The sequence below is a fragment of the Dactylosporangium sp. CS-047395 genome (genome assembly GCF_050942185.1).
Classification (GTDB): Bacteria; Actinomycetota; Actinomycetes; order Mycobacteriales; family Micromonosporaceae; genus Dactylosporangium.
In genome coordinates, this window is sequence record NZ_CP192015.1 from 10,372,638 (window position 1) to 10,393,505 (window position 20,868).

General features: G+C 72.8%; 16 protein-coding genes. 6 read left to right on the top strand and 10 right to left on the bottom strand.

Annotated elements, in window-relative coordinates:
- Nucleotides 1–3 precede the first annotated feature (3 nt).
- From cofD to ACQP00_RS48400, 3 genes are read left to right on the top strand one after another with little or no spacing between them, the layout of a single operon-like run.
- The gene (gene cofD, locus ACQP00_RS48390) at nt 4–960 is read left to right on the top strand and encodes a 2-phospho-L-lactate transferase (protein ID WP_433210605.1); all 957 of its coding nucleotides are present in this window, start codon (nt 4–6) and stop codon (nt 958–960) included.
- Nucleotides 957–2,036, top strand: coding sequence for a coenzyme F420-0:L-glutamate ligase (locus tag ACQP00_RS48395; RefSeq protein ID WP_433210607.1), 1,080 nt, complete (start codon nt 957–959; stop codon nt 2,034–2,036). Before cofD ends, ACQP00_RS48395 begins: the two co-directional genes overlap by 4 nt.
- A complete protein-coding gene (locus ACQP00_RS48400; RefSeq protein ID WP_433210609.1) occupies nt 2,033–2,620 on the top strand; it encodes an NUDIX hydrolase in 588 nt (195 codons plus the stop codon). Before ACQP00_RS48395 ends, ACQP00_RS48400 begins: the two co-directional genes overlap by 4 nt.
- Here the strand turns inward: ACQP00_RS48400 and ACQP00_RS48405 are convergent.
- The 3 genes from ACQP00_RS48405 to ACQP00_RS48415 form a co-directional block, all read right to left on the bottom strand.
- A complete protein-coding gene (locus ACQP00_RS48405) occupies nt 2,568–3,692 on the bottom strand; it encodes a mannose-1-phosphate guanylyltransferase (protein ID WP_433210611.1) in 1,125 nt (374 codons plus the stop codon). The two genes, ACQP00_RS48400 and ACQP00_RS48405, sit on opposite strands and share 53 nt — an antisense overlap.
- A gap of 110 nt (nt 3,693–3,802) precedes the next feature.
- A complete protein-coding gene (locus ACQP00_RS48410) occupies nt 3,803–4,951 on the bottom strand; it encodes a glycosyltransferase family 4 protein (protein ID WP_433210613.1) in 1,149 nt (382 codons plus the stop codon).
- A 171-nt stretch (nt 4,952–5,122) separates the two neighbouring features.
- Nucleotides 5,123–7,228 (bottom strand): FG-GAP-like repeat-containing protein, encoded by a 2,106-nt coding sequence (locus tag ACQP00_RS48415; RefSeq protein ID WP_433210615.1) that lies wholly within the window; start codon nt 7,226–7,228, stop codon nt 5,123–5,125.
- 61 nt (nt 7,229–7,289) lie between these two features.
- On the opposite strand from ACQP00_RS48415, the gene ACQP00_RS48420 reads away from it, so the two are divergent.
- Nucleotides 7,290–7,967 (top strand): TIGR03089 family protein, encoded by a 678-nt coding sequence (locus tag ACQP00_RS48420; RefSeq protein ID WP_433210617.1) that lies wholly within the window; start codon nt 7,290–7,292, stop codon nt 7,965–7,967.
- On the opposite strand, the gene ACQP00_RS48425 is transcribed toward ACQP00_RS48420, so the two are convergent.
- The 4 genes from ACQP00_RS48425 to ACQP00_RS48440 form a co-directional block, all read right to left on the bottom strand.
- Nucleotides 7,951–9,900 carry an acetoacetate--CoA ligase gene (locus ACQP00_RS48425; RefSeq protein ID WP_433210619.1) on the bottom strand — a complete coding sequence of 650 codons (1,950 nt, stop codon included), beginning with the start codon at nt 9,898–9,900 and terminating at the stop codon, nt 7,951–7,953. The two genes, ACQP00_RS48420 and ACQP00_RS48425, sit on opposite strands and share 17 nt — an antisense overlap.
- A 100-nt stretch (nt 9,901–10,000) precedes the next feature.
- Nucleotides 10,001–11,059 carry a hypothetical protein gene (locus tag ACQP00_RS48430; protein ID WP_433210620.1) on the bottom strand — a complete coding sequence of 353 codons (1,059 nt, stop codon included), beginning with the start codon at nt 11,057–11,059 and terminating at the stop codon, nt 10,001–10,003.
- Complete coding sequence (locus ACQP00_RS48435) at nt 11,056–11,604, bottom strand: RNA polymerase sigma factor (protein WP_433210622.1); 549 nt, start codon at nt 11,602–11,604, stop codon at nt 11,056–11,058. The genes ACQP00_RS48430 and ACQP00_RS48435 overlap by 4 nt, the downstream gene beginning before the upstream one ends.
- Nucleotides 11,605–11,647: 43 nt before the next feature.
- On the bottom strand, nt 11,648–12,169 hold the full coding sequence (locus ACQP00_RS48440) for an acyl-CoA thioesterase (RefSeq protein ID WP_433210624.1): 522 nt from the start codon (nt 12,167–12,169) through the stop codon (nt 11,648–11,650).
- 24 nt (nt 12,170–12,193) lie between these two features.
- Here ACQP00_RS48440 and ACQP00_RS48445 point away from each other — a divergent pair, with 24 nt between their 5' ends.
- Both ACQP00_RS48445 and ACQP00_RS48450 read left to right on the top strand, forming a co-directional pair.
- Nucleotides 12,194–14,875: a hypothetical protein gene (locus tag ACQP00_RS48445; RefSeq protein ID WP_433210626.1), complete on the top strand. Its 2,682-nt coding sequence runs from the start codon at nt 12,194–12,196 to the stop codon at nt 14,873–14,875.
- Nucleotides 14,876–15,199: 324 nt separating this feature from the next.
- Nucleotides 15,200–16,522, top strand: coding sequence for a carbohydrate-binding protein (locus ACQP00_RS48450; RefSeq protein ID WP_433224287.1), 1,323 nt, complete (start codon nt 15,200–15,202; stop codon nt 16,520–16,522).
- Nucleotides 16,523–16,720: 198 nt separating this feature from the next.
- On the opposite strand, the gene ACQP00_RS48455 is transcribed toward ACQP00_RS48450, so the two are convergent.
- From ACQP00_RS48455 to ACQP00_RS48465, 3 genes are all read right to left on the bottom strand, one after another.
- Nucleotides 16,721–18,799, bottom strand: coding sequence for a putative bifunctional diguanylate cyclase/phosphodiesterase (locus tag ACQP00_RS48455; protein ID WP_433210628.1), 2,079 nt, complete (start codon nt 18,797–18,799; stop codon nt 16,721–16,723).
- An 11-nt stretch (nt 18,800–18,810) separates the two neighbouring features.
- The gene (locus ACQP00_RS48460; protein WP_433210630.1) at nt 18,811–19,950 is read right to left on the bottom strand and encodes an FIST signal transduction protein; all 1,140 of its coding nucleotides are present in this window, start codon (nt 19,948–19,950) and stop codon (nt 18,811–18,813) included.
- Between the two features lie 119 nt (nt 19,951–20,069).
- Nucleotides 20,070–20,783, bottom strand: coding sequence for a TetR/AcrR family transcriptional regulator (locus ACQP00_RS48465; RefSeq protein ID WP_433210632.1), 714 nt, complete (start codon nt 20,781–20,783; stop codon nt 20,070–20,072).
- Nucleotides 20,784–20,868 lie beyond the last annotated feature (85 nt).

The following is a 20,868-nucleotide window of genomic DNA, read 5'->3' on the forward strand; positions in this document are numbered from 1 at the left end:
GCCATGCGGATCGTGGTTCTTGCAGGTGGCATCGGCGGCGCGCGCTTCCTGCTCGGGGTGCGCGCGGTCGCCCGGGAGACGGGCGCCGACGTCACCGCGGTGATCAACGTGGGCGACGACGTGACCCTGCACGGGCTGCGCATCTGCCCGGACCTGGACAGCGTGATGTACACCCTCGGCGGCGGGGCCGATCCCGAGCGCGGCTGGGGCCGGGTCGGGGAGAGCTGGACGGTCAAGGAGGAGCTGGCCGCCTACGGGGCCGAGCCCACCTGGTTCGGCCTCGGCGACAAGGACATCGCCACCCACCTGGTGCGCACCCGGATGCTGGAGGCCGGCTACCCGCTCTCGGCGGTCACCGAGGCGCTGTGCGACCGCTGGCAGCCCGGGATCAGGATGCTGCCGGCCAGCGACGACCGCGTGGAGACGCACGCCGTGGTCGAGCTCGACGGGGCCGTCCGCGCCATCCACTTCCAGGAATGGTGGATCCGCTACCGCGCGGAGATCCCGACCCAGCGCTTCGTGTTCGTCGGGGCCGACAGCGCCAAGCCGGCGGCCGGCGTGCTGGACGCGATCGCCGCGGCCGACGTCGTGCTGGTCGCCCCCAGCAACCCCGTCGTCTCGATCGCGCCGATCCTGGCCGTGCCCGCCGTGCGCGACGCGGTCGCCACCGGCCGGGCGCCTGTGGTCGGTTTCTCCCCCATCATCGGTACCGCTCCAGTCCGCGGCATGGCCGACAAGTGCCTCGCCGTGATGGGCGTGGAGTGCACCCCCGAGGGCGTCGGCGGGCTGCTCGGCGCCCGGGCCAACGGCGGCGTCCTCGACGCCTGGCTGGTCGACGAGACCGACGAGAACACGAAAATCCCGGGCCTGACCGTGCGCGCCGTGCCGCTCTGGATGACCGACGAGGCCGCGACCGCCACGATGGTGCGCAACGCGATGAGCACGGTGGGTGTCGCATGATCCCGTCGATCGAGATCCACCCGGTCGTCGGCATCGGCGACGTCAAGCCCGGCGACAACCTGGCCGACCTCATCACCGGCGCGGCCGACTGGATCCGCGACGGCGACGTCGTCGTGGTGACCAGCAAGATCGTGAGCAAGTCCGAGGGCCGGCTGGTCGAGCTGCCGCCGGACGAGCCCGAGCGCGAGGCGGCCCGCGAGGCCGCGCTGCGCGCGGAGACGGCCCGGATCGTGGCCCGGCGCGGCCCGACCCGCATCGTGCAGACCCACCACGGCCTGGTGCTGGCCGCGGCCGGCATCGACGCGTCCAACGTCGACGCGACCCACCTGGTGCTGCTGCCCAAGGACCCGGACGCCTCGGCCCGGGCGCTGCGCGAGGAGCTGCGCGACCGCTTCCAGCTCGACGTCGCCGTGGTCATCACCGACACCATGGGCCGGCCCTGGCGGCTGGGACTGATCGACGTGGCCATCGGCGCGGCCGGGGTCGACGCGATGCTGGACTACCGCGGGCTCAAGGACGCGTACGGCAACGAGCTCCAGCTGACCCAGATGGCCCAGATCGACCAGCTCGCCTCGGCCGCGGAACTGGTGCAGGGCAAGACGACGCAGGTGCCGGTGGCGATCGTGCGGGGCTTCGCGCGGGCCTTCCCCTACGCGCACGGTCCGGGCGCCGCCGAGCTCATCCGAGGGGCGGACGCCGATCTCTTCTCACTCGGTACCGCCGAGGCCGTTGCCCGGGGTTTGCGCGTGGCCGCCGAACTGCCCGACGCGACCGCGTTCAGCCCGGCCGACCCGCCCGTGCGGCTGCCCGCCCTGCCGTTCCCGTCGACACGCAGCGTGACGGTCCCGGACAACACCGTGGCCGCCGTGATCGTGTGGGCCCCGGCCGGGGATCTGCGCGCGGCCGCCGAGGCGGGCCGCCGGGCCGAGCGGCTGCGGGCCGTTCTCGCTGCTGACGGGCTCGCGAGCGGCTGGCTGGAGATCACCGATCCGGCCGCGCTGGCCGCCGAGGTCCCGGCCGGCGGCGTGCCCCTCGGCGTGCTCGCCATCGGGCGCGGTAGCCTGCCGTCACTATGACGCTGCACGAGAACGCACTGGCCGTGCTGTCGGGATGGACGGCTCCGTCTGCGGAGGCCGAGGCGACCCGGCAGCGGTTCCTGGATTTTGTACGGCCCGATCCCACCACCGTCTGGCGCGAGCACCACGGCGGCCACGTGACCGCGAGCGCCCTGGTCGTGGACGCCGCGGCCGAGCGGGTCCTGCTCTGCCTGCACGGCCGGATCAAGCGCTGGGTGCAGCTCGGCGGGCACTGCGAGCCGGGCGACGCCACGGTCGCGAGCGCGGCGCTGCGGGAGGCGACCGAGGAGTCGGGCATCCTGGGCCTGCGCATCAGCGAGGCCCCGATCAACCTCGACGTGCACCACGTGCACTGCTCGGGCGGGCCGTCGCTGCACTACGACATCCGGTACGCGGCGATCGCCCAACCCGGCGCGGTGGAGACGGTGAGCGCGGAGTCCAGCGCGCTGGGCTGGTTCGCGCCGGACGAGCTGCCGGAGCCACTGGCGGACGCGACGGAGATCCTCGTCGCGCCCGCGCTCGCGTGGGCGCTTACAGCAGCTCGGACGAGCCCCGCTCCTTCAGGGAGTCGACCAGCTTCTTGACGTCCTGGGCCCGGGCGCGCGGGCAGATCAGCAGCGCGTCCGGCGTGTCCACGATGATCAGGTCGCTCACGCCGACGGCGGCCACGAGCCGGCCCGAGCGCGGCACCACGACCACCCGCTCCGCGTCCTGCATGAGGACCGTCGGCTTGTTCTGGGCGCCGGCCGCCGGGTCGTCGATCACCGCGCCGAGCTCGACCACCACGTTGCCCGCGGTGTCGGTCTCGAGCAGCTCGCCGAGGGTGTGGAAGTCGCCGACGTCGTTCCAGCCGAAGTTGCCCGGCACGGTGCCGACGAGGCCGGCCCGGCCCGCGCCCTCCATCACCCCGAAGTCGACCGAGATCTTGGTGAGCCCGGGCCAGATCTGGGCCAGGATCTCCTCGCGGTCGTGGGTGTCCCAGGCCTCGGCGATGCGCCGCAGGCCGTCGTGCAGGCTCGGCTGCTGGCGGGCGAGCTCGTCGAGGAACACGTCGACGCGCCAGACGAACATGCCGGCGTTCCAGAGGTACTCGCCGGAGTCGACGTAGCGCTGGGCGACGTCGTAGGCGGGCTTCTCGGCGAACTCGGCCACCTTGCACACGTCGCCGGTGCCGGTGGGCTCGCCGACGTGCAGGTAGCCGTAGCCGGTCTCGGGATGCGTCGGCGTGATGCCGATCGTCATCAGCAGGCCGTCCTCGGCGCCCTGGATCGCCCGGTGCAGGGTGTCCTGGAAGGCCGGCACGTCGCGGACCAGCTGGTCGGCGGCGAACGCGCCCATGACGGCGTGCGGGTCGCGGCGGGAGATCACCGCCGCGGCGAGCCCGATGGCGGCGCAGGAGTCGCGCGGCGTCGGCTCGACGAGGATGTTGCCCTCCGGAAGACCCGGCAGCTGCCGGGCCACGGCAGCCGCGTGCGCCACGCCGGTCACCACGAAGGTGGACTCGGGCATCGCCAGGCCTTCGAGACGGCCGTACGTCGCCTGGAGCAGCGACAACGGGGTCCCGGTGAGGGCGTGGAGAAACTTCGGATGGCCGGCTCGCGACAGCGGCCAGAGCCGCGTGCCGCTGCCACCTGCAGGAATCACCGCGTAGAACACGCGCCCATCATGCCCGGAATAGGGCACCTTTCCACAACTCGGGGGTGTCAACACCATCACCGAAATCGCCCGGCACCACCTCGCTGGGTGACACCGTGGGGCACATCGGGTCAGATGCCGCGGGGTCCGGCGGCTCTCGCCCACGCGGCGAGGTGAACCTCGGCGCTGGACTCCCAGGTGAACTCCTTGGCGCGCGCGGCACCGGCCTTTGCCAAAGCGTTACGTCGCTCCATGTCGTCGAGCAGCGCCGAAAGGTCACGGGCGATCTCGTCGGGCTGCGGGCCGGTGTAGGCCACCGCGTCCCCGCCCACCTCCGGCAGCGACAGCCGGGGCGTGGTGAGCACCGGCGCGCCGCAGGCCATGGCCTCCAGGATCGGCAGGCCGAAGCCCTCGCCGAAGGACGGGTAGGCGGCCACCACCGCGCCGCCGAGGAAGCCCGGCAGGTCCGCGTAGCGCAGGTAGCCGGGGCGCAGCAGCCGCAGGTGGCTGGGCACCTCGGCGATGGCCCCGTCGATCTCGTCGTCGTGGCCCTGGCCGCCCGCGACGACCAGCGCCGGCGGGTCCGGCCGGTCGCGCACGGCGGAGATCCAGCCGCGGACCAGGCTCGGCACGTTCTTGCGGGGCTCCTTGGCGCCCAGGAAGGCGATGTACTCCGTCGAGCCCAGCCCCAGCCGCGCCCGCACCCGGGCCTTCTCGTCGTCGCTGGGCGCGTGGAACGCCTGCGGGTCGACGCCGTGGTAGGCCACGTCGATGCGGGTCGGGTCGGCGTCGAGCAGGCGGATCAGCTCGTCGCGGGTGGCCTTGCTGGGCACGATCACCCGGCTGGCGCGGCGCAGCGACGTCTTGATCGCCGAACGGAAGAAGGTGCGCCGGGACTTGTCGTAGTGCTCCGGCTCGGTGAAGAACGTGGCGTCGTGGACCGTGACCGTCACCGGGCAGCTCGCGCGCAGCGGGCAGGTGTAGAAGGGCGAGTGCAGCACCTGGGCCCCGACCTGCTGGGCGAGCATCGGCAGGCCGGTCTGCTCCCAGGCCAGCCGGGCCGGGCGGTGCGCGGCCGCCGCCGGGGCCGACATGATCCGGGCACTGGGCAGCAACCGCCCGTAACGCTCCGCGTCGGTGCGCTGGCACACCACGGCCAGGTCGGCGTCGAGCGCGCCGAGGGCGCCCAGCAGACCGTCGACATAGCGCCCCACACCGCCTCGGTCGGCTGGGACACTCGTGGCGTCAACGAGCACGCGTGGCGGTCGGCCGGGGGTCACAGGGCACTCCCTTTTGGACTCGATGCGGATCTTCGGTGCGGCGGTCTCTCGCGGCAAAGCCTACGCCCGATCCGCCGGTGATCGATGTCCACGACGCGACTCGCATCGTGAGTTCCACCCAGGATTCAGCCTGAATCAACTCACGTGTCGGCAACGAAGTTCAAGTTTTGCTCAATTCAACGGCATCGGTACGTCTCCGGGCGCTCCCACCTCGTACTTCCCAACCGCGCGCACGTCGAACCGCCCGTCGTGCCACACCGCGAGGTCCGCCCGGCCGTCCCCGTCGTACTGGCCGGGCACCGGCGTGTCGCCCGGGTCGCCGAGGCGCACCGGAGCCTGCCCGGTGACGGTGAACTGCTGGGTCGCGGGCGACCACACCGCCGGATCGAGCCGGCCGTCGCCGTCGTAGTCCGCGGGCACCGCGATCGCCCCGGGCTCGCCGAACTGCCACTCCCGGATGGCCCGGATCGCCCACAGCCCCGTGGAGGGGCGCCAGATCGCCGGCTCGGCCCGCCCGTCGCCCGTGTAGTCGCCGGGAACCGGCTGGTCACCGGTCTGCCCGAGCTGCAGTTCGCCGCCGCCCTTGATGTACCAGACCCCGTTGGACGGCCGGAACACGGCGAGGTCGGCCCGGCCGTCGCCGTCGTAGTCGGCCGGCGCGGGCACGTCCCCGGGCAGGCCCCACTGCACCACCGAGCGCCCCTCGCCGGTCAGCAGCATCGTCCAGTTGCCGGTGATCGGCGACCAGGTGGCCACGTCGGCCTTGCCGTCGCCGTTGTAATCGGCCGGCACCGCGATTTCGTTCGGACCCGAAGTGAAAATCGGATCCGGTACTCCCTGCAGGCGCACGGTCCCGTCGGCCGGGCGGTAGGCGGCCATCAGCGACCGTACCGTCTGCGGTTTGGTCAGGTCCCCCAGCAGCCCGGCAGCCCGGTCGCGGATGGCCGGCAGGACGTCCATCCCGCGCGCGCCCGGGCACTCGGTGGCGTTGGTCTGCCGGTGCGGCATCACCCGCGGGACGGTGACCGTGGTGCCGGCCGGGTACTTCGACGTCGAGCCGCCGCCGGTGAGCGTCACGGTCCCGTGCGGGTCGATGGCCTGGTTCAGTGAAAGTTTCCAGGCGGTGTACTTCGCGGCCGACTCCACCACCGCCGGCGGGACGGCCGTGCCGCGGTAGTCGCCGATCATCGCGAGGCCCGCCGTGCCGGTGTTGAACCCGCCCGCCTGCGCCCCCACGACCGGCCGGGACAGCCCGCCGGAGCGGCCCTCCCAGAGCCGGCCGAACCGGTCGACCAGCACGTTGTAGCCGATGTCGCCCCAGCCACGGCTGACCGTCTGGTACTGGTAGATCGAGCGCAGGATCTTGGGCACGTCGGCCTCGGCGTAGTCGTTGCCCGTCGCCGTGTGATGGACCACGACCGCCTTGACCAGCGGCGCGTACTGCGGCTTCCAGTCCATGAGCTGCTCGTTGGCACCCCAGGAGGCGCGGCGGTTGATGGCCGGCATGAACGGGCGCAGAGCGACCGGCGCGTCCTCGGCGGCGGGCGCGGGCGGCATGGGCGGCACCGCGTCGGCCGGCGCGTCGGCCGGGTCGATGAGGTCGGCCGCGAGATCGTGCGGGGCCGAACCACTCGTCGAGCTGACCGTGATCTGCACGCCGTCGCTCGGGCCGACCCAGACGAGATCCGCCCCGCCGCGCTCGACCGGCCCGGCCGCGGGCGCGGACGCGCTCGGCGACGGCGAGGCCTTGGCCCGCGCCCGGGGCCCGGCGGGCACGCTCACCGGGTCGCGGTCGCTCTCCCCCGCCCCGACGGTCTGCCAGGCGCTCCAGGCCCCGCCCGGCGTGTGGTGGCGCACGGCCACGCTGAGCGCGCCGACGTGCGCCGTCTCGCGCCAGGTGACGCCGACCGCGCTGAACCGCTCGGTCGGGGTGCGCGTGACGGTCAGGGTGCGGCTGCGGGTCGTCCTGCGGTACCCGTCGGCGAGCGGCACGTCCTCCAGGACCCCGCCCTGGGCGCTCACCCCGCTCGCGGGCCGGTCGAAGTCGCCCAGCCGGACGCGGGTGACCCGGGCCGGCACGCCCTCGCCCCCGGGCGCGGTGGCGGCCGGGTTGGCCCACTCGATCGGCGCGGTCAGGCCCTCGGCGGCGACCGGCGGCTCGGTCGGGCGGGCCACCGCGCCGCCGCCGACGGCCGCCGCGGCAAGCAGGGCGAGCGAGCAGCCGGCGAGCACGACCAGCCTGCCGCGCCGGTATCGTCGCGTTGCCCAGACACCCATCTCGCTTGTCCCATCTCCCGAGAAATCAGGTGAGATGTTATGGAAGGGATAATTTGGACATATGGGGAATACAGTTCCTTCACTCTTTGCGGCAGTTGTCGGGAAAGACCCGTCACTTCCGTTCCTGACGTTCTATGACGACGCGACCGGCGAGCGAACGGAACTGTCCGGCGCGACCCTGGCCAACTGGGTGGCGAAGACCGCGAACCTGCTGGTCGACGGTTGTGGGCTGGGCCCCGGCGACGTCGCCGCGGTGCGGTTGCCGGCGCACTGGCAGACCGCGGCGATCCTGCTCGGGGCGTGGACGGCCGGCCTCAGCGTCACGTACGGCCAGCCGACCGGCGCCGGCGCGGACGTGGAGTTCGCGTCGCTGAGCGCGGCCGAGACCGGCGCGCCCGGGCCGGCCGACCGCTACGTCCTCGGCCTGGCGCCGATGGGCCTGCCGATGCGCGGTCCGGCCCCGGCCGGGTTCGCCGACTACGTGACCGAGGTGCGGCAGTTCGGCGACCACTACCCGGGGCCGGTGGGTGGGGCCGGGACCGAGGACCTGGTCGAGCGCGCGCGGAAGCTGGCCTACCCGGGCGGGCGGCTGCTGATCGACGCGGTCGCCCACCCCGATCCGGTGGAGTGGCTCGTCGGTCCGCTCGCCGCGGGCGCCAGCATCGTGCTGAGCGTCAACTCCGACCCGGCCAAGCTCGCCGCCCGCGCCGAGTCGGAGCAGGCTACGAGCGTGCTTTGACGAAGTACCGCTGGAAGTACTGCAGGGACTCGGGATTGGCCAGCGCGCCCTTCGCGGCCGCCTGATCCACCGGGGTCCCGGTCAGGATGCGCTTCACCGGCACCTCCAGCTTCTTGCCCGAGAGTGTCCGCGGCACGGCCTCGACCTGGAACACCTCGTCGGGGACGTGCCGCGGGGACAGCGCGGTGCGCAGCTCGCGGGCGATCCGGGCCCGCAGCGCGTCGTCGAGGTCGGTGCCGGGGGCCAGCACCACGAAGAGCAGCAGTTCACCGGCGCCGCCCTCAGGGTCCTCCAGGTGTACCACCACGGAGTCCACGACCTCGTCCAGCCCTTCGACCACGGAGTAGAACTCGCTCGTGCCGAGCCGCACGCCGCCGCGGTTCAGGGTCGCGTCCGAGCGGCCGGTGATGACGCAGGCGCCGCGCTCGTCGATGGTGATCCAGTCGCCGTGCCGCCACACGCCCGGGTACGTGCCGAAGTACGCCTCCGCGTAGCGACTCCCGTCCGCGTCGCCCCAGAACCCGACCGGCATGCTCGGCATCGGGGCGGTGATGACCAGCTCGCCGAGCTCGCCGATGACGGGGGTGCCGTCGGCCGCGAACGCCTCGACCCGCGCCCCGAGCGCCCGGCAGGCGATCTCGCCCGCGCGGACGGGGAGCAGCGGGACGCCGCCGACAAAGGCGGTGCACACGTCGGTACCGCCCGATGCCGACGCCAGCAGCACGTCCTTCGACACCGTCTCGTAGACCCACTCGAAGCCCTCGGGGGGCAACGGCGCCCCGGTCGAGCCGATGCCGCGCAGGCGGGTCAGGTCGGCGAGCTCGGACGGTACAACCGCGGCCTTGCGACAGGACAGCAGGAAGGGCGCCGAGGTGCCGAAGTAGCTCGTCCCGGTCTCGTCCGCGACGCGCCACAGCCAGCCGAGGTCGGGATGGGCCGGGTTGCCGTCGACGAGCACGACCGCGGCGCCGACGGCCGGCCCGGAGACGAGGTAGTTCCACATCATCCAGCCGGTCGTGGTGAACCAGAAGAACCGGTCCCCCGGGCCCAGATCGTGGTGCAGGGCCAGCATCTTGAGGTGCTCCAGCAGGATGCCGCCGTGGCCGTGGACGATCGGCTTGGGCAGGCCGGTGGTGCCGGAGGAGTAGAGGACGTACAGCGGATGCTTGAACGGCACCGCCTTGAACTCCAACGGCTCGTCGGTTTCTTGTGTCAGCGCGGCCCAGTCGTCTTTTCGGGGATCCAGGTGGCCGATGCGGACCACGTGCTCGACCGACGGAAGCGCCCGGTGGATGGCCTCGACCTCGCCGGTACGGTCGATGGGCTTGTCGCCGTAGCGATAGCCGTCGACGGCCACCAGGACCTTGGGCTCGATCTGCTGCCAGCGGTCGACGACCGAGCGGGTGCCGAACTCGGGGGCGCAGCTGGAGAAGATGGCGCCGAGGCTGGCCGTGGCGAGCAGGAGCACGAACGTCTCGGGGATGTTGGGCGCGTAGGCCGCGACCCGGTCGCCTTCGCCGACGCCCAGTCGCCTGAGTCCCGCGCGGGCGCGGCGGACCTGCTCGCGCAGCTCGGCCGCGGTCAGCTCGATCGGGCCGCGGGTCTGCGAGCGGGCGATCACGATCGGCTCGTCGTCGGCGACGCCCGGCATGCGCAGCACGTGCTCGGCGTAGTTGAGCCGGGCGCCGGGGAACCAGTCCGTCCCGGGCATGCGCGGGTCCGGGAGGGTGTCGGTGGGCGCCACATGCGCGACGACCTCGAAGTGGTCCCAGATCGCGCGCCAGAACTGTCCGGGCTCGTCGACCGACCACTGCCACAGGGCCTGGTAGTCGGCGAACGTCAGGCCGCGCTCGGCCTCCAGCCAGCGCAGGAACGCCCCGATCCGGGTGTGGTCACGCACGTCGGCCGGGGGTTGCCAGAGCAGCTTCGCCATTGGTCCATCTTGCGGTACGCGTGAACGATCGCTCAGTGTGGGCGGCCCCTACCCGATCCCTCGATCCGGTGTGGGCCGCCCCAGCTGTCATTCCTCGCTGTTACTTCTCTTTGATGGCCGGGATCGGCCGCGGCTGGGTCCCGTAGTCGACCAGGTTCACGTTCTCGGTGGTGAGCTTCAGGTTCTTGCCCGGGAGGGCGCTGCCCGCGTAGCGGCCGGTGGCGGTGTCGAACAGCGTGCAGTCCACGGTGCCGCCGCCGTCGGGTTCACGATCCATGCACACCATGTCGTACGGCCTGCCGTCGATCGTCGCGCCCGTCGCCTTGACGTCGGGCATCTTGGCCAGCGCCTGGTAGATCGTGGCGCGCTCGTCGGCGGTCCAGAACGGCTCCGAGTAGTTCATCAGCTCGAAGGTGTCCTTCCAGATCATGCCGTCGGCGGAGCGGCCCGGATACTGCCCCTGGGCCCACTGCCGCCAGGCGGCGATCAGCTGGCCCGGGTCGGTGGGCAGGTGGCGCAGGTAGGCGACGTCCGGGCGGTACAGGTTGGACGGCTCGGCCGCGGCCTTGTCGATCTCCTCCTGGGTGGAGGTGTCATCGAGCTGCTGACCGCCGTCGGTGCGGCGGATGCGCAGCGGCACCATGGTCAGCGGGTCCATCCAGACCTCGTGGACGTAGCTGCCGGCGTCCGGGACCAGGTTGTAGGTCTTCACGTACAGCACCCGGTCGGCCCCGACCTCCATCGGCCGGGCGTTCGCGGCCGCGCCGGCCAGGCGATCCATCGCGGCGACCGCCTTGGCGTGCGTCGCGCCCCCGTCGCTGCTCACCTTCGCGTTGACCGGTGCCCTGATGCCTTTCGTGACCGGCAGGTCCGGCTCCTTGGCGGCCGTGGTTGCCTGCGCTGAGGGCTTTTCCGCCGGCGCCTGGCCCTGCTCGTTGTTGCCGGGTTCGAGCGCGGCGGCCGCCCCGAGCACCACCGCCAGGGCCGCGGCCGCGCCGATGGGGGCGAGCAGCCACTGCCGCCGCTTTCTCGGGCGGTCCTCGCTGCTCGCCATCCGGTATCGGCCGCGGGCGAGGGCGCCCTCCGGCGGCTCGTCCAACGCGCCGCGGAACTCGCGCAGCGCCTTGAGGTCGCTGTCGTCGTCGGTGCTCATCGTCATCGCCCCGCCTCTTCTTCGTTCAGGGATTTGCGCAACTTGGCGCGGGCCCGGTGCAGCGCCGATTGCACGGTGCCGAGCGGCAGGTGCAGGGCCTCGGCGATCTCGGCGTACGACAGGTCGGCGACCGCGAACAGCAGCAGCACGTCGCGCTGCCGGGCGGGCAGCTTGGCCAGCACCCGCGCGATGCGGCGGGCGCGCTGCCCCGCGTCGACGCGCTCGTCCGCCCGCGCCGCGTGGCTCTCGGCCGACATCTGCACCAGCAGCGGGTCCGCGCCGGTCCGGGCCAGCGCCCGGTAGCCGCGCACCTCGTCGCGGCGATGGCGGAACAGCACGTTGGTGGCGATGCCGAAGAGCCACGGCAGCGGGTCCACGCCGGGGTCGGCCGTGTGCCGCTTCTCGTACGCGATGAGGAACGTCTGGGCCACCGCGTCCTCGGCGAGGTCGGGCCCCACCCGGCGCGCGCAGTAGCGGTACAGCGCCTGCGCGTGCCGGTCGTAGAGGGCGGTGAAGCCGTCCGCGATCAAGAGGTTGCCTTCCGGGTCCACACACCTTCTTGTCCGGTGCGCCTCATGGTGTTCCCGGGTTTTTTCAGCGGTTCGATCGGTGCTGCTGGATTGCTTCCCGGCGGGCGAGACGGTGGGCGCGTCGGATTTCCGCCTCATGCCAGCGGCCCTCGTTCTCGGGCGAGTCGGGGGCGACGGCCGGGACCGGGCGCGGCTTGCCGTCGGCGTCGATGGCCACGAACACGAGGTACGCGGTGGCCACGACGAGCGGGGCGGCCTCGCTCACCTGGTCCCAACGCTCGGCGTCGAGCCGCACGCCGACCTCCATCGAGCTGGTGCCGGTCCAGTTGACCTGCGCGAACGCGTGCACCAGGTCGCCCACCCGGAGCGGCTCGATGAACGCGATCTCGTCGATCGAGGCGGTCACGGCCGTCCCGCCGCTGTGCCGCGCGGCGGCCGCACCGGCCACGTCGTCGATGAACTTCATGATCACGCCGCCGTGCACCGTGCCGTACAGGTTCACGTCGACCGCGGTCATGATCCGGCTCAGCGTGACCCGCGAGTAACTGGTGGCACGGCTGGTCGGTCGGGCGGTGTGCTCGCTCATGCCAAAAACGGTACGGTGCGACCCATGCGACACGTCGGAAGCCTGATCGCGGGGATGTTCATCGCCCCGATCGCCTGGCTGCTGATCGCGATCGGTCAGCAGCAATCCGCGGATACCGTGGCAAAGTGGGTCGAGCGCGGCGCTTTCGACTCCGTCGACCTCCTCACCCCCGCCGCGTACCTCCTCGGCGCCGGCCTGCTCATCGGCCTCATCGCCACCCTGCGCATCTCCCCCGTCGGCCCGATCGTCGCGGGCGCGGCCCTCCTCGCCACGTATGTCAGCCTCTTCATCGACCCGCTCTCGGTCATGAACAGCCTGCCCCGCGACCTGAAGATCGCCAGCCTGACCGTCGACACCCGCCTCCCCATCGTCAACGGCACCACGGCGGTCCTGGGGCTGGCATTGTTGATCGCGGCCTTCAGCATCAAGCGCTGGCGCACCTGGCCGACCGCCCTGCCGATCGCCGCCATCCCGGGCGACGGCCCGGCGGACGTGCACGAGTACCCGCTGGGCCAGGGTCCGGGGACCACTCCACCGCGGCCGGCCTACAACCCGGCGGCGCAGACCACGGCGTTCCCGGCTTCGTCCTCGTCCACCACGGTGCTGCCGGGACCTGGGTCGTTGCCGGCCAGCGACGAGACGCAGCCGGTGCCTTCTTTGGGGGCTTCCTCGCCGTTCGCTCCTTCTGGGGGGCCTTCCGGTCCACCGTTCGCCGCCGCGGGGCCGCCAGCTTCTTCTGGCTCACCGTTCGCCGCTGCGGGGCCGCCGGTTTCTACGCCGCCGTACGCCTCGCAGCCGCCGGTTTCTACGCCGCCCTACGCCTCGCAGCCGCCGGTCTCTACGCCGCCTTACGCTTCGCAGCAGCCGGGGTCGTCTGGATCGCCGTTCGCCGCCGCGGGGCCGCCGGTTTCTACGCCGCCGTACGCCTCGCAGCCGCCGGTTTCTACGCCGCCTTACGCTTCGCAGCCGTCGGGGTCGTCCGGTTCGCCGTTCGCGGCCGCGCCGCCGGTGGGTGGGCTGCCGCCGATCCCGTACGGCGGGCCGACCGCCGGTCAACCGCCGTTCGTTCCGCCGGTTTCCACGCCGCCCGCCTCGTCCGCACCGCCGTTCGTCGCCGCGCCACCGGTTTCGTCGGCACCGCCGTTCGTTGCCGCACCGCCGGTTTCCTCTGCGCCTCCGGTTTCGTCGGCGCCTCCCGTTTCGTCGGCGCCACCCGTGAGCGGGCCTCCGGTGAGTGGGCCGCCTCCGATTCCGTCGACGCCGCCCATGGTTTCCGGGCCGCCCGCTTCGACACCGCCCGGGCCTCCCGGACCGTTCCCGCCGGCGCCGCCCGGGTCCTCGCCGCAGCCGGTCTTCACGCCACCGCCGCCCGCGTCCGCGCCTCCAGTCTCCAGACCACCCGCGGCTGGGGCACCCGGTTCGGCGCAGTCCTCTGACGGCTGGCTGACCCCCGAGTCAAGCAACTCCCCCTGGACCGGCGCACCCGCGAGCCAGCCGGCGGCGGAGGATGCGGCGGCGACGGGCGCCATCGCGTACAGCCGTGGAGCGAGCTCCCCACCCCCCGCCGAGGACGCCCCGCCGGCCTGGCCGGTTCCGGCCCCCGACTCCCCGGCCGCGCCCGCCGCGGACGCCGCCGGCATGACCCCATCGGGTTCGTGGCCGGTCGTCCCGGCTCCGGGTGCGCAGGCCGCCTCAGCTCCGGGTGCCCAGGCTGTCTCGGCCCCGGGTGCTCAGGCGGAGGTCGAGGACACCGAGGCCACCCGCCCGATCAACACCGGCGAGACCCCGGTCGGCCTGCCCTCACGCGCCGCGCGGGGACCGGCCGACGAGGAGCGCTCGCTGCTCGACGGCCCATCGTTCGACGGGTTCGCCGTCCCCTCACGCCCGGGCCGGGAAGAGGAGACCGAGGCCTTCCACCCAGGAAGTCAGTCCCCCGTCCCGCCGCGGCCGCGGCATGCGGCACCCGGCACCGGGGAGTACTCGGTGGTCACCAACGGCGACGACACCGACCGCCGCGGCCGCTTCCAGCCGATGGCACCGCAGCCGGTGGACGAGGACCGGACCACCGCCCTGCGCACCCCGGTCGACGACGGCGAGGCCACAACGATCATCCGCCAGGCCGACCCGAACCCGACGTCCCCGGCGACCCGGACCACGACCGCAGAGTCCGCGCCGACCGCCGATGACTCCGCGCCGGTCAACGTCGGTTCCTCGTCGGCCACCGTCGGTTCCTCATCGCCCGCCGAGAGTTCCTCCTCGCCCGCTTTCTCCTCGCCCGCTGTGGACGACGTCGCCGACTCGGACGAGGCCACCACCCTGTGGCCGTACGGGGGCGCCACCAACCAACCGGCCAGCGACGAGGCCACGACGCGGTTCGAGGCTCCGGTGGAAGACGCCGACGCCACCGCCAACTTCGGCTTCGGCGACGGCGGCCCCACCCCCACGGAGGCCGCCGAACGGCGCGCCGCCTTCGCTCGAGGCGAGGCCGAACGCCGAGCCACCGCCGCCCAGTCCCAACTCGACCGCATCGCCGCCGAGCGAGCAGCCGGGCAGACAACCAGCCAGACAACCGGCCATACAACCGGGCAGCCAACCGGCCAGACCGCTGCGCAGCCCGATGACAATCAGGACGAGGAGCAGCCCCCACCCAGGCGGGACAACCCTCCAACGTCGCCCTGGGCCGAACCCCCGCGCGATCGCAGCTAGCAAGTCCGCAAACCCGAAAAGGCCCCGCCGCAAGCACCAACGCGGCGGGGCCGGCTTGTTTTCCGGCGCAACCCCAGAAAATGCTGATATGTCCGATAAGTCGCGGCGCGCCAGCGCCCGACTTATCGCGCCAAACACGCGGCCCAAGAGAGCGAACCGGCGACAAAACGAAAGCGCGCCGGCGTCGCTTTAAGGTTCCCGACCCTTACATTTAATAATATTAACTGATAGCGTCCCTGCTCATCGATCCATCGATGGGCTGGAGGTCCCGTGAGATCTCGTCGTCGCACAATCGCCCTGGTGACCGGGGCAGCCGCGGCCCTCGTGGCCGCTCTCGCGCTCGCACCAGTGCTCGGGGCCCAGGCCGCCACGAACGCCGCCGCCGCCGCGTGTTCGGCTCCGAACTGGGCCGAGGGCAACACGTACACGGCCGGTCAGCAGGTGACGTACAACGGCCACACCTATCAGGCGCTGGTGACCCACACCGCCTATGTGGGCGCCGGCTGGAACCCGGCCGCGACGCCGTCGCTGTGGAAGGACCTCGGGGCCTGCTCGGGCACCAACCCGACCACCTCGCCGACGCGCACCAACTCGCCGTCGCCGACGCCGACGCGGACCACCTCGCCGACGCCGACCAAGTCCCCGACCCCGACCAAGTCGCCGACGACCTCGCCCACGCCGACCGGCGGGACGGGTAGCTGCGCGGTCAAGTCGCGGCCGGGTGGCAAGGTCCTGCAGGGGTACTGGGAGAACTGGGACGGCGCCTCCAACGGCGTGCACCCCGGCCTCGGCTGGATCCCGATCACGGACAGCCGGATCGCCCAGCACGGGTACAACGTGGTCAACCTGGCCTTCCCGGTCATCCGCTCCGACGGCACGGTGCTGTGGGAGAACGGCATGGACGCGGGCGTGAAGGTCCCGACCCCGGCCGAGATGTGCGCGGCCAAGAACAACGGCCTGACGCTGCTGATGTCCATCGGCGGCGCCGCGGCCGGCATCGACCTGAGCTCCTCGGCCGTCGCCGACCGGTTCGTGTCGAGCATCGTGCCGATCCTGAAGGCCAACAACTTCGACGGTATCGACATCGACATCGAGACCGGGCTCACCGGCAGCGGCAACATCAACACGCTGTCGACGTCGCAGGCCAACCTCATTCGCATCATCGACGGCGTGCTGGCCCAGATGCCGTCGAACTTCGGCCTCACCATGGCGCCGGAGACGGCCTACGTGACCGGCGGCAGCGTGACGTACGGCTCGATCTGGGGCTCGTACCTGCCGATCATCAAGAAGTACCTGGACAACGGCCGCCTGTGGTGGCTGAACATGCAGTACTACAACGGCTCGATGTACGGCTGCTCCGGCGACTCGTACTCGGCCGGCACGGTTCAGGGCTTCACGGTGCAGACGCAGTGCCTGAACAACGGGCTGACGATCCAGGGCACCACGATCCGCATCCCGTACGACAAGCAGGTCCCCGGCCTCCCCGCCCAGTCGGGCGCCGGCGGCGGGTACATGGCGCCCTCGCTGGTGTCGCAGGCGTACAACAGCGTCTCCGGCATCAAGGGCCTGATGGACTGGTCGATCAACTGGGACGGCTCAAAGGGCTGGACCTTCGGCGACAACGTGAAGTCCCTCGAGGGGCGGTAGCCGCTGTAAGGGTGGTAGCGCTGTAAGGGTGCCTTGGCACCGTTGGTTACCGCGTTATGTCCTGAACAACAGTGGGGGAGCAAGCTCCACCCACACCCCCTCAAAACCGCACCGGGTCCCACGCGGCAGCGGCAGCGACAGCGACAGCGACAGCGACAGCGACAAGGGGCCGGGCTTGAACAAAGCCCGGCCCCTTTGTCATGCGGCGCGGTAGAGCGGGGGCGCGTCCAGCAACGGGGGGATCGCGGCCGGATCCATCGGCCGGTGCAGGTGAAAGCCCTGTCCAAGCGCACAACCCAGCCGTTGTACCGCATCCAGCTGCGCCTGGTTCTCGATGCCCTCGGCCACCACGCGAAGGCCGAGAATGTGCCCCAGTTCCATGATGGTCGAGACGAGTGCCATGTCCCGGCCGGTCAGCTGGGTCCGGGCGATGAACGCGCGGTCCACCTTCAGCTCGTCGACGGGCAGGTCGCGCAGGTACGCCAGGGACGAGTACCCGGTGCCGAAGTCGTCGATCGACAGCTGGACCCCGCGCGCCCGCAGCCGGTTGAGCGCCAGCACGGCCGGCTTGGGGTCGCTCATGAGCACCGACTCGGTGAGCTCCAGCGTGACCGCGCTCGTGGGCAGCGCGGCCGCGGCCAGGGTGCGGGTCACGTCCTCGACGAAGCCGGGCCGGAGCAGCTCGAGCCCGGAGATGTTGACGTTGAGCGTCAGCCCGGGCCGGCGCCGCCGCCAGGCCGCGACCTGGCGCGCCGCGCTGGCCAGCACCCACTGGCCGATGTCGCCGATCAGCCCGGCCTCTTCGGCGATCGGCAGGAACTCGCCCGGCGCGACGACGCCGCGTTCGGGGGAGTTCCAGCGCAGCAACGCCTCGACGCCGACGACCGTGCCGTTGTCGAGACGGACCAGCGGCTGGTACTGCAGCGCGAACTCCCCGCCCGCGAGCGCCCGCTGCAGGTCGGCCCGCAGCGACAGGTAGTGCAGCGCGGCCGCGTGCATGGCCGGCTCGTAGACGACGACGCGGCCGGGGCCGTCCTTCTTGGCCCGGTACATCGCCAGGTCCGCACAGCTGAGCAGCTCGTCGGGGACCGCGCCGGCGGTGGCGGGGAGCGCGACGCCGATGCTGGCCCCGATGTACACGCTGCGGCCCTCGATCCGGAACGGCTCGCGCACCGCGGCGATGATCCGCTCGCCGGTCGCCACCGCCGAGTCCCGCGCGGCGTCGCCGAGCAGCACCGCGAACTCGTCGCCGCCGAGGCGGGCCACCGTGTCGCCGACCCGCACGCAGCCGCGGATGCGCCCGGCCACGGCGGCCAGCAGCTTGTCGCCGGCGTCGTGGCCGAGGCTGTCGTTGACCGCCTTGAACCGGTCGAGGTCGATGAACAGCACGCCCGCGCGGTCGCGGTCGTGGAAGGCCTTCAGGAACAGCGCGCGGTTGGGCAGTCCGGTGACGTGATCGTGGTGCGCCTCGTGAACCTCTTCGACGGTACGGGCATCCGTCAGCGCCAGCCCCGCCTGCTGCGCGAACGCCTCGACCTGGTCGGCGTGGTACCCCTCGGCGCCGCTCACCCGCGCGACCAGCGCCCCCGCCGTCTCCCCGGCCGCGAGCACGGGCACCGCGATGACCGTCAGCCCCTCGGCGTCCTCGTCGACGTAGAGCTCCTCGCTGCGCATCGCCGCGTCGGCGGCCGGGCAGCTGGTGTCGTCGCCGGCGAGTACCAGCCGCACCTGGGCCCCGAGCAGCTCGGCGGCGCCGCCGGTGATCGCGTCGAGGGTCTCCTGCAACGGCCTCCGCGCGGAGATGCCGCGCTGGATCGCCAGCAGGGTCTCGACCAGCCGCGCTTCCCGCTCGCGCTCGGCACGGAGCGTCTGCTCGGCCGCGAGGGCGCGGGCGCCGCGCATGGCCGCCCCGAGCATCTGGGCCATGCCCTGCAGCGTCTGGCGCTCCTCGGGGCCGAACGGCTCGTCGAGACGGCCCACGACCAGCGCGCCGGCCAGCCCGGAGCCGAGCTGGCTGGGCACGGCGTGCACGTCGCCGAGCCCCGGCAGGTCGACCACGGCGCCGGCGGCGGGCAGGGTCAGCAGCGCGGGCGCGGGCGCGCCGCGGCCGAGGCCCCACGCGCCGTGCGGGCGCCCGGCGAGCACGACTACGCCGACCTCGGCCTCGACGATCTCGGCGGCCCGCTCGACCGCGAGCGCGACGGCGGCGTCCTCGGTGGGGGCGGCGTTGACGGCGATGAAGTACTCGGTCAGCTGTTGCGTCGACCAGGTGGGCACGGCGTCGCTCCTCAGGCCAGCGCCAGGGCGACCAGGGTCAGCTGGTGCATCCCGGCGGCGCCGCGCACCCGGGCGATCTCGCCGAGGGTGTAGAAACCGGCGAAGGGCACGTCGCCGAGCGCGGCGCGCATGGCCGCCACCTCGTCGCCGATGCCGTCCGCGCCCAGGGCGATCTTGCGGCCGCCGCAGTCGAACGCGAGCACGCCGAGCGGGGGGTGCCCGCCGAGGGCCGCGACCGCCTCGTCGATTGCGGCGCCGGCCCCGGCCACGATGTCGGCCTGGGTGGCGTCCATCGACCAGACGAGCGAGCCCTGGGGGATGTCGGAGGTGCCGTACACGGCGGTGTCGCCGTCCGGACCCGCCTTCAGCGAGCGGATGTCGAGCCCGCTGCGCCGGGCCAGGCCGACCGGCTGCAGGAAGCCGCTGTCGGTGAACAGCCGCTCGGCCGTGCCGTCGCTGCCCCGGCGGCGCACCAGCGCGTCGAGGGCGGGCTCCCCGTCGAGCTCGCAGAGGCGCTCGCCCTCGGACCTGGTCACGATCATCGGCGGCTCGACCCGCCGCCAGCCGTGCGCCAGGCCGATGCCGACCGGGCGCGGCGAGCCGAGCGCGACGCCGATGACGCTGTTGTGCAGCACGCGGTCGCCACAGAGCTGCACGGGGTCCGCGGTGAGCCCGCCGACCAGGGGTACCGCCGCGCCGACCACCGAATAGGCCCCACGCACGATCTCGTGCGGGCCGAGCGCGGTGCCGTCGCAGATCAGCAGCAGCGCGGTGTGCGGGGCGTCGATCTCGGCCGCCGCCCGGGCCGCCTCCGCGCCCGCCTCCCGCGCGCCGAGCTCGCCGATGTCGGCCGTGCGCACCCGCGCGGTGAAGCCGTCCCCGCCCAGCGCCGCGACGGCGACGCCGTGCCTGGTCGCGCCGGCCGGGCTGAGCTCGCCGAAGCCGGTGCCGCCGACGACCACCGCGTCGCCCGCCTCCGCGCGCACGGCGGCGAGGACGGCGGCCGGGTCGTGCCCGCCGGAGGTGAAGACGAAGACCACGGCGGCCGTACGCCCGGCGATCGCCGCCGCCGCCGCTTCCCCGCCGGCCTTGGCGGAGTCGGCGGCGGTGCTGTGCCCGGCGCCGAACCAGCGCTCACTCGTGCTCGACATGGCCCTGCTATCGGCACGGAGCCGCTGGAGTTGATCCCCTGAACGGTCAGTCCACAGAACTCACAGGCGCCGCCACGAAACGCGGCTATCGCTCCAGCGCCGGCCGCCGCGAAGCGCAGTTATCCATCCAGGGTGGCCGCGAAGCCGTTCAGCAGCCAGTCCAGGCCCTCGTCGAAGTCGGCGATCCACTCCTCGACCTCGCCCCGCAGCAGCCCGTGCCGCCCCGCCTCGGCCAGGTGGGGCAGGTCGCCGCCGGCGACGAGGCCGGTGAAGTACGCGTCGGTCGACTCCCGCCACTCCTGCTCGGTGAGCTGGTCGCGCTGACGCGAGGCGAGCTCCTGCCCGCTGAGTGCGGCGAAGCCCCACAGGTACGTGTCGATCGCCCGCAGCAGCCGCACCTGCCGCTGCGGTGGCAGCCCGAGCCCGGCCAGCGCGGCCAGGGACTGCTCGGCGTGCCGGGCCGCGTTCGGGCCGATCGGGGCCCGCGCACCGAACGCCCCCATGATCCACAGGTGCCGCCGGCCCACCTCGAGCTGGCGGTGCACCACGGCCTTGATCGCCGCGCGCCAGTCCCCGGCCGGCACCTCGGCCAGCAGCATCTCGGCCAGCACCTGGTCGAGCATCAGGTCGACCAGGTCGTCCTTGCGCTTGAAGAACGAGTACAGGCTCATCGGCCGGGCCGACAGCTCGGCCGCCACCCGGCGCACGGTGACCGCCTCCAGCCCCTCCCGGTCGGCCAGGTCGACCGCGCAGGCCACGACCGCCTCCTGGGTGAGCCGCTCCGGCTTGGCGGCGGGCGGGCGGGTCCAGACCGGTCCCCGGTTCTCCGTCACGCGGCCATTGTATCGATGTACGAACTACCGATACATTGTATCGCGCACTGATACACTGTATCGCATCTCGCTACACCGTACGAAG

Excerpts from the sequence above, each read along its gene's own strand:
- cofD (WP_433210605.1), top strand. The coding sequence starts at position 4 with ATGCGGATCGTGGTTCTTGCAGGTGGCATCGGCGGCGCGCGCTTCCTG.
- ACQP00_RS48395 (WP_433210607.1), top strand. The coding sequence starts at position 957 with ATGATCCCGTCGATCGAGATCCACCCGGTCGTCGGCATCGGCGACGTC.
- ACQP00_RS48400 (WP_433210609.1), top strand. The coding sequence starts at position 2,033 with ATGACGCTGCACGAGAACGCACTGGCCGTGCTGTCGGGATGGACGGCT.
- ACQP00_RS48415 (WP_433210615.1), bottom strand. The coding sequence starts at position 7,228 with ATGGGTGTCTGGGCAACGCGACGATACCGGCGCGGCAGGCTGGTCGTG.
- ACQP00_RS48420 (WP_433210617.1), top strand. The coding sequence starts at position 7,290 with ATGGGGAATACAGTTCCTTCACTCTTTGCGGCAGTTGTCGGGAAAGAC.
- ACQP00_RS48425 (WP_433210619.1), bottom strand. The coding sequence starts at position 9,900 with ATGGCGAAGCTGCTCTGGCAACCCCCGGCCGACGTGCGTGACCACACC.
- ACQP00_RS48430 (WP_433210620.1), bottom strand. The coding sequence starts at position 11,059 with ATGACGATGAGCACCGACGACGACAGCGACCTCAAGGCGCTGCGCGAG.
- ACQP00_RS48440 (WP_433210624.1), bottom strand. The coding sequence starts at position 12,169 with ATGAGCGAGCACACCGCCCGACCGACCAGCCGTGCCACCAGTTACTCG.
- ACQP00_RS48445 (WP_433210626.1), top strand. The coding sequence starts at position 12,194 with ATGCGACACGTCGGAAGCCTGATCGCGGGGATGTTCATCGCCCCGATC.
- ACQP00_RS48460 (WP_433210630.1), bottom strand. The coding sequence starts at position 19,950 with ATGTCGAGCACGAGTGAGCGCTGGTTCGGCGCCGGGCACAGCACCGCC.